7 protein-coding genes are annotated in these 11528 nt (G+C 44.3%); all 7 read right to left on the reverse strand.

The window, feature by feature from the left end; genetic code table 11:
- Positions 1 to 9 precede the first annotated feature (9 nt).
- Positions 10 to 1548, reverse strand: coding sequence for a bifunctional GNAT family N-acetyltransferase/carbon-nitrogen hydrolase family protein (locus EKN16_RS09025; RefSeq protein ID WP_125655585.1), 1539 nt, complete (start codon positions 1546 to 1548; stop codon positions 10 to 12).
- 219 nt (positions 1549 to 1767) lie between these two features.
- Positions 1768 to 2367 (reverse strand): nitroreductase family protein, encoded by a 600-nt coding sequence (locus EKN16_RS09030; RefSeq protein ID WP_125655587.1) that lies wholly within the window; start codon positions 2365 to 2367, stop codon positions 1768 to 1770.
- Positions 2368 to 2683: 316 nt separating this feature from the next.
- Positions 2684 to 5347 (reverse strand): glycosyl hydrolase family 18 protein, encoded by a 2664-nt coding sequence (locus EKN16_RS09035; RefSeq protein ID WP_125655589.1) that lies wholly within the window; start codon positions 5345 to 5347, stop codon positions 2684 to 2686.
- On the reverse strand, positions 5344 to 8988 hold the full coding sequence (locus tag EKN16_RS09040) for a hypothetical protein (protein WP_125655591.1): 3645 nt from the start codon (positions 8986 to 8988) through the stop codon (positions 5344 to 5346). Before EKN16_RS09040 ends, EKN16_RS09035 begins: the two co-directional genes overlap by 4 nt.
- Positions 8989 to 9170: 182 nt before the next feature.
- On the reverse strand, positions 9171 to 9878 hold the full coding sequence (locus EKN16_RS09045; RefSeq protein ID WP_125655593.1) for an SGNH/GDSL hydrolase family protein: 708 nt from the start codon (positions 9876 to 9878) through the stop codon (positions 9171 to 9173).
- Positions 9879 to 9921: 43 nt separating this feature from the next.
- Positions 9922 to 10299: a sensory rhodopsin transducer gene (locus EKN16_RS09050; RefSeq protein ID WP_125655595.1), complete on the reverse strand. Its 378-nt coding sequence runs from the start codon at positions 10297 to 10299 to the stop codon at positions 9922 to 9924.
- A 9-nt stretch (positions 10300 to 10308) separates the two neighbouring features.
- A complete protein-coding gene (locus EKN16_RS09055) occupies positions 10309 to 11508 on the reverse strand; it encodes a M24 family metallopeptidase (RefSeq protein ID WP_125655597.1) in 1200 nt (399 codons plus the stop codon).
- Between the last annotated feature and the right edge of the window lie 20 nt (positions 11509 to 11528).

Consider the following 11528-nt stretch of genomic DNA (forward strand, 5'->3'; position numbering starts at 1 on the left):
TCTCCTACTCTAGGAACGAATTTGCAGTGAATAGATATCCGTTCGACGGTCCCGGAATGTTAAAACATCCGTAGACTTCCGATGACGCTGCAGAATTTCCATATCCACTTCCGTCATAATGACCGTTTCTGTGTTCTCGCTGCACTCTCCGGCAATTCCGTCTCTCGGGAATGAGAAATCTGCTGGTGTATACACACCGGACTGCGCATATTGGATATCCACATTATCAACGTGAGTTAGATTCCCCACCGTTCCTGCGGTAACCGTGAACACCTGGTTCTCGATCGCTCGTGCTTGCGCACAATATTTGACACGAAGAAAGGTCTGCCGATCCTCCGCGCAGAAGGGAACGAAAATAATTTGTGCTCCTTCTTCTGCGACAATGCGTGAAATCTCAGGATATTCAATATCACTGCTTAATTGAATCGAAATTTTGCCACAGTCTGTATCGAATACTTCCAGCTTGTAGCCACCATTGATTCCCCACCACTTGCGTTCGTTCGGGGAGATATGAAGCTTGTATTGCTGCTCAATGGTTCCATCCCGGCGGAATAGATGTCCTACGTTATAAATCCTGTTGTTCTGCTCAACAAAGTGAGAGCCGCCAATTATATTCACATTGTACTTCACCGCTAATTCAGTGAAGAGCTCCACGTATTGAGTGGTATAGGTTGTTAATTTACGTACAGCTAAGCTAGGGGATCGTTCATCTAGAAAGGAGAGCAGCTGCATCGTAACATTTTCCGGAAATACCGCAAAATCAGACTTATAATCAGCTGATACATCCACATAATGCTCGCACTGCGTTGCGAATTCCTCGAAGGAATCAATCTTCTTCATCATATATTGGATCACACAAATTCGCACTGGAAAAGAAAGCTTATAATGTGTTTTGCTATTTCTCGGTTTGTACTCAATATTGTTCCATTCCAGCAAAGCGGCATAGTTCATGGAATCTTTATCATCAGATAAGTAATTCGTAATGATCCGTTTCAAAGTAAATCCATTCATCATTTGAAAGGTCAATACAGGATCATAAATATTTTGCTGCAGCACTTCCTCTGCATATTCACGTGGCGACATTTCATGATTATGCTTGTGATAGCCTGGGATACGTCCGCCAACAATGATACTTTTGAGGTTCAAATGCTCAGCTAGCCGCTTACGTGCTTCATATAGTCGTCTACCGATTTTCATACGCCGGAAGTCAGGGTGGACCATCACTTCCATGCCATACAAGCTCTCTCCACGCGGATTATGATTGCGGATGAAGCCTTTATCTGTAATTTCTGAATACGTATGCTGTTCCAAGTAATCATCGAAATTAACGATCAAACTGGAGCAGGAGCCAATAATATCCCCATCTAGCTCGACACATATTTGACCTTCTGGAAATATGCGAACATGACTTTCCAACTGACTCAGTTTCCATGGGTCCATGTTAGGAAAACAAATATTTTGCAGTTTAATAATTTTCTCGAAGTCTTTTGGTTCAATGTTTCGAATGATCATTTTCTTCTCGAATTGTGAAAGTTGGTCGGTTGTCATAGAGACCCCTCTTTTTCATGTTTGTTCTCATTATACGTATGTACTTCGTAATCCGTATTAATGGACGGTAAATGGATTATTAAATTTTAGGCTTTCCCCTTAAAATACCCCCAATCTGCCAATAACAAACTTGTCTATTCAATCGTGCTAAATCTCTTTTAGAAGAAACAACAAAAAACAGACCTCCATGAATGAAGGTCTGTTCCTTTAAAGCTTGATTTATTTGATGATTTTAACTCTCTCATCGATTGACTTGAATTCTTTCTCACCAGCAGGAGCTGTTGGCTTACCAAATGGCATTTGGGCAACAAGCTGCCAGCTTTCTGGCAAGCTCCATTCACTCTTAACTTTCTCATCGATTAGAGGATTATAGTGCTGTAGGTTAGCGCCCAGACCTTCTGCTTCAAGAGCAGTCCAGATCACGAGTTGGAGCATCCCATTGCTGTGCTGTGCCCAAATTGGGAAACGATCTTGATAAGTCGGAAGCGCTACTTGCAGCCCTTCAATAACACTTTGATCTTCAAAGAATAATACCGTTCCATAAGCGCCGCGGAATCCTGCCATACGCTGTGCTGTGGATTCAAATTGGTCTGCTGGTACAATAGCTTTCAGAATATCAGTTGCGATATCCCATAGTTTGTTATGCTGTTCGTTGAATAAGACGACAACTCTTGCACTCTGGGAGTTGAAGGAAGAAGGTGTATATTTGACAGCCTCCTTAACAATTTCGGAGACGCGATCCTCAGTGATCGGTAATTCTTTACCTAGTGCATAAATTGAACGACGATCACGTAATGCAGTGCTAAAATCTTTACTCATTTACATTCATCCTCTCATTTTCACTCATTCAATTGTAGTATTCGCAAAGTGTCGAAGACCGATTCTTGCCCAATACAAAATTCACTACACAAGCTTCAAGACTGTATAAAATGTATTAAGAACGAATCTCAATTTACTTACTTTATGTAATCAAGTTTAGTTTATATATATATAAGGAAGTCAAGTGTGCGATGATATATTTGTAACAAACTTAATAAATGATAAATCCAAGCCCCCGCTCCGAGATCGGCCGGGGGCTTGGATTTATTTCATTGTCGGTTTCAGCAAGATGCAGCGCCTACTGTAGTCCGTTATGTCAGTTCGTCGATGAGGAACGATTTAATAGGTTGTAAATGGCTTGTGCAACGTCCGCACGAGTGGCATATGCTGCCGGGTTAAATCGGTTGTTTCCAGTCCCTTTCATCAATCCCTCAACAAAGGCCGATTGGACGTATTCCACTGCCCAAGCAGATATTTGATCACTATCTACAAATGGGTTATCTGCTTTTGTTCCCTCTCTCGCATCTTTGCCGTTCTTGTACTCGTATGCACGAACCAGCATCACTGCCATTTCTTCGCGAGAAACTTTTTCGTCGGGACCGAACGTAGTTGCAGTCTTCCCTACAACAAGTTTTGCTTCATAGGCCGCATCTACTGCATCTGCGTACCATTTCGATGAATCGACATCAGTAAATACGGATGGGTTCTTTGCCTTCAATCCAAACAATCGTGTGAGCATGGCTACAAATTCAGCACGGGTTATTTCACCTTGCGGTAAAAAAGTTATATCCGTCAAACCGGTAATGACATGCTTGGCTGCCAATACCTTTAACGCATTGTTAACCCAATGGTTACTAGGTACATCGTCAAATGTCTTGTTATATTCCATTACTGCATATTGGCTAAAGTGCTTCAACTGAACCGCTATCGTTTTTTGCTCCTTATTTACCGTCCCACCGACGTAATCCCATTGGCCTGAAGCTTCATTATAATAATAGATGCCCAGCAGATCAGCATTCACACTTTCTCCGCTGTAATGAAGCTCAACTTCTATCGGTGTGTTGAATACATCCAAAGAATATTCTTTGCTATTGCGATCAACTACAGCGAGCTTAAACTGATAAACACCACTACCGGCTTTCACAGTCGTGTTCTTATCTCCTCCATTTTTCACCATGTCGGTTGTCGTTGTCGCATTCAACTTTTCAACTTTTAACACAATTTGATCCTCTTTGCCCGCTTCCCTTCCCAACAAAGCCGCTAGTTGTGTCAAAACATCGGAAGGAATCCCTATGGAAACGCCATCTGCTTTGATTTCAAGCTTGTTGTTACCCAACAATGCAGCGCTATTGATCGGTAAAAGCAATTCCTTGTTTCCTTTCTCCATCAGAATGGTAACTTTTCCAGTATGGGCCTGTTTCCAGATGCTATCATCCACGATCTGCCCGTGATGCACCGCAGGTGTAGGATTATAGTTTCCATTATTCGGCGATGGAACCTCCGTGTTTCTTTTCACCTTCACATTAATAATTTGGAGTTCTTCTATATTACCTGCTTGATCCGTACTGCGATAACCGACCTCATATATCCCTTCACCGAAGGCAGGAATGGAACCATTGTAAGTGATCCAAACTCCGTTATTCACTCGGTATTCCGTTCTCGTCACGCCCGATAAATTGTCACTTGCAGCTAAGCTTAACGTTACATCCGATGTATACCATCCATTGCTCCCATTTGGTATAGTCGGACTTACAGATGCCCCACTTATAGGTGCTGTCTTGTCAATCTTAACGATTGCCGTGTGTGGGTCTTCCCTATTACCTGCGTGGTCTAGGCTCCAATAAGTCAGAGTATGTTCGCCTTCGGCAGTTATCGTTACTGAAGTTCCTGTCTGCTCAGCAGCATGATCTACTTTATAGTAAGTGGCATTTATACCTGAGTCGTTGTCGGTTGCCTTCAGGGTTACTGTTACGTCTTTATTCACCCAATTCTTAGGTGCATCGTCTATTGTCGTTGGTGCTGTCGTATCAACCTGAATCGGGTTAACATCACCTGCAGCTGCTGTATACATGGCATCCATCAACGGCTGGGACGAACCATTATAGTCTAGTGATATTTCCCACATAAACACGCCTCCTGCTCCGCGCGTATCAAGGGCATAGTCTACTTTATCACCTATGGATGTTGCATCGTCGTAAGTAATGAATCCCGTTCCATTGTCTTTTCTTAAATAAGGCGCTGAAGAAGCGCTATCCCAGTATCGTGTCCATCCGTTGCCGATGAGCTTAGGGATATCTCTGTTGTAGTACACAGGTTCCACATTCGTACATAGGCCCCCGCAGCTATCATAGAGATCCTCCGAGTTATTGAACTTCCATCCATAGCTTGGCACTCCAAGGTTAACCTTGGCAGCCGAGACACCGCGTGTTAGCAAAAGATAATCCATATACTCCTGGACACTATAGCCGGGATCCGGTTCTGTCCCCGGATAAAGTGCCGAGTTGTGACCGGGATGAGAGCTCCAAGGGCCATGCATATCATAGGCCATAAGATTATAGAAGGTTATGGACGGATCAATTGCCGCATAATCCAGCCACTGACCCCAGTAATCAACTCCGCTGACCGCCATTGATGTACTCCAGCTTGGTGCCGGAGCGGCAGACGAATCGAATTTTGAGCGAATAGCTTGCATGAGCAAAGTATAATTCCTGCGATCCGCTGCATCCTGCGGGTACTCCCAATCGATATCGACCCCATCATAACCATTGGTACGACAGAAAGACTCAATATTTGCAGCAAATGCAGTACGTAAGCCCGGGCTCGCTGCAATCACCCGAATAGTCTCACCGTTGATCCCTGCAATGACCTTGACCCCCGCTGCATGCGCACTGGTAATAAGATTCGGCTCAAGGTATTTATCGGGTACATTAAGGGTTCCATCCTCATTAACCTCCAGGAACGCATGAATAATATGAGTCATTTTGCAAACTGGATCTTGTCCGATTTGTAAGTAAACCCATCTTCTATCCGAATATAATCTACACTGAATGATCCACTAGACACCCCCTGCCCTGGATGCAGCCGCAGTTGTTTAAGGTTTCCTGTCCAGCCTGCTACAGTTGACATATCGATCGTATATTCGGTATAGTCCGAATTTGCTGCAATGGTAAAGTCCTTATGTTTAGCAGTATTCCACGTCCCGTCTGCATCCGTTATAAAGAATATCTGTCCGGTAGTACTGGTTGTGCTGTTCTTCAGCCTTACCCGGATATAAGGAAAATTGGTTATCGGTTTTGCGAGATTTGCCGCCGACAATATCTGTGGATCGTTACCCGTGATAGTTCCGCCCACATAGCCTCCGGTTTGCCAGCCGAAACCGCTTACATTCTTAGGGGCTGTCCAGCTTTCAGCAGTCGATGCATACTCCCATGGAATGTTATTGTGCCAGAACACGTAATAAGCGACGGTTCTTTTCCCCACCCCAATCTTCGTTGCCTGGATGCGAACAAAATCAACACCGAATGAACCGGTTGCTGCCCCCTGCTCTGGATCCAATCTCAATTGATTAAGGGTTCCTGTCCAGCCTGCTACTGTTGACATGTCAATGGTATATTCCGTAAAATCCGAGTTTGCCACGATTGCAAAGTCCTTATGTTTAGCATCGTCCCAGGTCCTGTCAGCATCTGTTATAAAATATATTCTTCCAAGTGTGCTCGTTGTGCTGTTCTTCAGCTTTACCTTAATTATTTTATTATTGCTTATATCCACGCCCAGATAAGCTGCTGACATAATGACCGGAGAAGCCCCAGTAACGGTCCCGCCAACATATCCCCCGCTTTGCCAACCAAAGCCACTTACATCGCTAAAGCCTGTCCAATCCTCCGTAGTCGATGTATACTGCCAATCACCTACGGTTCCTGCTGCATATATCCGGATATAATCGATACTAAACGAACCGCTTGCTGCACCCTGCTCCGGATCCAATCTCAATTGATTAAGAGTTCCTGTCCAGCCTGGTACAGTTGACATGTCAATGGTATATTCCTTGTAATCCGAGTTAGCCACAATTTCAAAGTCCTTATGTTTAGCATCGTTCCAGGTCCCGTCAACATCTGTTACAAAATATATTCTTCCAAGCGTGCCGGTTGTGCTGTTCTTCAACTTCACCTTAATTATTTTATTATTGCTAATATCCACGCCCAGATTGGCTGCTGACAGAATGACCGGAGTGGCCCCGACAACGGTCCCGCCTATATATCCCCCGCTTTGCCAACCAAAGCCACTTACATCACTTAAGCCTGTCCAGTCCTCTGTAGTCGAGGTATACTCCCAATCACCCTTTACTATTCCAATCTTTTTCGCTTGGATCCGGATATAATCGATACTAAACGAACCGCTTGCTGCACCCTGCTCCGGATCCAATCTCAATTGATTAAGAGTTCCTGTCCAGCCTGGTACAGTTGACATGTCAATGGTATATTCCTTGTAATCCGAGTTAGCCACAATTTCAAAGTCCTTATGTTTAGCATCGTTCCAGGTGCCGTCAGCATCTGTTACAAAATATATTCTTCCAAGCGTGCCGGTTGTGCTGTTCTTCAGCTTCAACTTAATTAATTTATTGTTGTTGATATCCACGCCCAGATAAGCTGCTGACATAATGACCGGAGAAGCCCCAGTAACGGTCCCGCCAACATATCCCCCGCTTTGCCAACCAAAGCCACTTACATCGCTAAAGCCTGTCCAATCCTCCGTAGTCGATGTATACTGCCAATCACCTACGGTTCCTGCTGCATATATCCGGATATAATCGATACTAAACGAACCGCTTGCTGCACCCTGCTCCGGATCCAATCTCAATTGATTAAGAGTTCCTGTCCAGCCTGGTACAGTTGACATGTCAATGGTATATTCCTTGTAATCCGAGTTAGCCACAATTTCAAAGTCCTTATGTTTAGCATCGTTCCAGGTCCCGTCAACATCTGTTACAAAATATATTCTTCCAAGCGTGCCGGTTGTGCTGTTCTTCAACTTCACCTTAATTATTTTATTATTGCTAATATCCACGCCCAGATTGGCTGCTGACAGAATGACCGGAGTGGCCCCGACAACGGTCCCGCCTATATATCCCCCGCTTTGCCAACCAAAGCCACTTACATCACTTAAGCCTGTCCAGTCCTCTGTAGTCGAGGTATACTCCCAATCACCCTTTACTATTCCAATCTTTTTCGCTTGGATCCGGATATAATCGATACTAAACGAACCGCTTGCTGCACCCTGCTCCGGATCCAATCTCAATTGATTAAGAGTTCCTGTCCAGCCTGGTACAGTTGACATGTCAATGGTATATTCCTTGTAATCCGAGTTAGCCACAATTTCAAAGTCCTTATGTTTAGCATCGTTCCAGGTGCCGTCAGCATCTGTTACAAAATATATTCTTCCAAGCGTGCCGGTTGTGCTGTTCTTCAGCTTCAACTTAATTAATTTATTGTTGTTGATATCCACGCCCAGATTGGCTCCTGACAGAATGACAGGAGCGGATCCGACAACGGTCCCGCCTATATATCCCCCGCTTTGCCAACCAAAACCAGTTACATCACTTAAGCCTGTCCAATCCTCCGTAGACGATAAATACTCCCATTCACCTTTTGCCGTCTCAATCTTTGTCACTTGGATCCTGATATAATCGATACTGAACGAGCCGCTTGCTGCACCCTGCTCCGGATCCAATCTCAATTGATTAAGAGTTCCTGTCCAACCTGCTACAGTTGACATATCAATGGTGTATTCCGTAAAGTCGGAGTTTGCCACGATTGCAAAGTCCTTATGTTTAGCATTGTCCCAGGTCCCATCTGCATTCGTTTTAAAAAAAATCTGTCCAAGCGTACTGGTTGTACTATTCTTAAGCTTAACTTTGATTATTTTATTGTTGCTGATATCTACGCCCAGATTTGATCCCGACATGATCTGAGGATCGCCTTCGGTAATACTTCCGCCCACATATCCTCCGCTTTGCCAACCAAAGCCGCTCACATGATTAGTACCCTTCCAGCCCTCCGCAGTCGATGCAAACTCCCATTCACCTGCAATTCCTGCTGTATTTATCCGGATATAATCGATACCGAATGAACCGCTTGCTCCCCCCTGCTCCGGATCCAATCGCAATTGATTAAGGGTTCCTGTCCAGCCGGATACAGTTGACATATCGATCGTATATTCCGTAAAGTCGGAATTCGCCACGATTTCAAAGTCCTTATGTTTTGCATCGTTCCAAGTCCCGTCAGCATCTGTTATAAAATATATTCTTCCAATCGTGCCGGTTGTGCTGTTCTTCAGCTTTACCTTAATTATTTTATTATTTCTAATATCCACATCTATGTTTTCTGCTGACAGAATGACGGGAGAGGCCCCGACAACGGTTCCGCCTATATATCCCTCGCTTTGCCAACCAAAGCCAATTACCTCACTTAAGCCAGTCCAGCCCTCCGTAGTCGATGTAAACTCCCAATCCACTCCTGTTCCATCTGCTGCATAAGATGGTAGAACGGGCAGAATGCTGAATATCATCACCAAACACATCATTCTTACTATTATCCCTCTTGTCTTAGCTACTAACTTACCCATTAATTATCCCTCCAGCATATTGATGATTCACTACTCCATCTATGTAAAATGCTCACTCACTCTCATTCTAAAAGAAGAGGGTAGCATGAATATCATTTCAGATTAAGAGTCATATGCTGAGGGATCAAGTTAGTTATAAGCAGCTCTTAGTTCTCGGGAAGTGCTGAGCTCGATATCTACTGTTATAAATCATATAGGTCGTTAAGCGTCTCCTGTAATACTTGAGCCATGACATTATAACCGCGAACGTTGGGATGAATACCGTCGAAGACGAGCTCCTCCCGCATAGCAAGCCCATCCGGTAACGTCATCTTACTATGGTAATCCACGAAAATAGCATTCCGATTGTTCGCGATTTGGCGCAGCTCTGAATTAATGCGGACAATAGTTTCGTTACGGACAGCTGTCGTGGTGCTCATAGTTGTGCAGGTTGGTAGAATAGAACAAAGTACAGGGGTAATATTCGCGTCAATGGCGTGAATCAACATTTGATCGATATCCCATGTAATTTCCTTATATAAATCATCCGGATGCTTGCGAACAATTTCATTCCACTCGTCTAATCCCCATGTATTATTGATGCCGATCATGATAACGACAACCTTCGGCTTAAGCTGCAGGACATCGGCTTCGAATCGTTTCAAAACATACTCCGTCGTATCCCCGCCAATACCCCGATTGGCAATAAACCATCCAGAATGTTTGAAATAAGCCTGCAGCTCCCACATGTGGGTGATGGAGTCACCTATAAACACATAATCGACAGGAGTCTGATGGTACATCAGTATTTCGTTTTTCGCATCGAATTCCATTCGCCTGCTGTCGGCCGCGACCGTCATGCCAAATAGCCCCGGCCGTACGATATCCAATCGATTATGAGTCCACTTCATACATACCTTCCTCTCCCAAAAACCTTCATTTAACTGCTGTAAATTATTCCGAATACCCCATCATCCCAATATAAGCCAAATTCGGCTGGGCAATATCCATTCTGCCATACTGAATAATCACTTCAATACTGCTTCTAAATCGTAGTGAATATTGGAGCTGTCTATCTAGGCGGATTCCTCCAATTTCATCTGGATGATCCATTCGAATGCATTTAACTCTTCTGGCCTGCACAACAATCTTAATATCTCTATCAGGCTCCCTGTCTTCATAGTAAATGTCCATGAAAATCTCCGCTTCTTCATCCTGGCAGTTTAAAATCATGATAGCTTCGTGGCCTTCAAAGTTCTCATGCTCGACTTTCCCTTTGTAAGGTAAATAACCGTCAATGATATACCAGTTTTTCGCTCCCTGTTTTTCCATGTATGCCTCCTATTGAACAAGTGAAATGATTCCCTGTTCTCTCCACGTTTTACTTAATTGCCTGACCAGCTTGGACATCGATTCATATCCTGTTTCAGTTACAACCAGGCTTTCTTCAATCCGGTTTGAACCATGAGGATGTCCAAAAAGACTTACATCCGTATTTACTGTCATTCCTGCCTTGAACGTCGAGGTTGAATTCTCATCTGGATACGGTGACTCAGCCTCGGCTAAACCACAGCCGTGCAAGGGTGGGTAAAGGTCATATTGGGTAACGTCTTTCGCTGCAAAATAAGCTTTGACCGCGCTTACCAATTCACCTTGTTTCGCACCTGCTTTCAGTTTGGATAAAGCAAGCTCCTCTGCCTCAACAAGTAGCGTTATAAAGGCTTTTTGTTCCGCACTCACGTCACCTGCAACAAAAGGGAAGTTTAACGTGGCCACATACCCTTCCACCTGCACCGCAATGGCTGCCATGATCATCTCGCCATTTTGAATCACTTTTCGTGAAGCTCTTCCGATAATCGTATTGACCCGTTCGCCGCTTGTGAGAAGACAGAAGGGGATGCTTTCCGCTCCCTGCTTGGTGCATTCTCCATGTGCCAATGACGCTAGCTCAAGCTCCGTCATGCCAGGCTTCACCTGTTCGATCATCAGCTTGTAACCCGCATCGGCAATTCTTGCCGCTTCCTGCAAACATGCAATTTCCCGATTCGATTTGGTCATACGCAGCTGAAATAATAGATCACCTGCATCAACAATCTCTACGCCCGCGAAGCTTTGCGTAATTTCTCGCAATAAAGCTTCCGGCATGGCATCCAAGCCAACGATCCCCAATCTTTGCAGCTTATTCGAATCTTTAAGACCGCTGCATATCACTTTCAAGCTTGTATAGTGGGCAAAGGGATATTCGATCTTATCCGGTACAGTTACACATGCAAATTCAGGAATCAGTCTAATATCCTTCCATGCACTCATTTCACGGCAAAACATTTCACCTTCCGGTGCTGCAATAACAAAAGGCTCGCCTATCAAAGGAACAATCGCTGCCCCTCTTTCAAATAACGGCCAGTAGTTGCTGATGTACCGTAAATTTTCTTTTCTGTATTCATCTCCGTATACCAAGATGGTCTGAATATCTTTTTCTAGCATTAGCACCTTCAGCTTTTCAGCTCGTGCAACAAACTCTTCGCTTGGAATTTCAAACATGATTTATAGGCCTCCCGGTT

Source organism: Paenibacillus baekrokdamisoli (assembly GCF_003945345.1).
Classification (GTDB): domain Bacteria; phylum Bacillota; class Bacilli; order Paenibacillales; family Paenibacillaceae; genus Paenibacillus_Z; species Paenibacillus_Z baekrokdamisoli.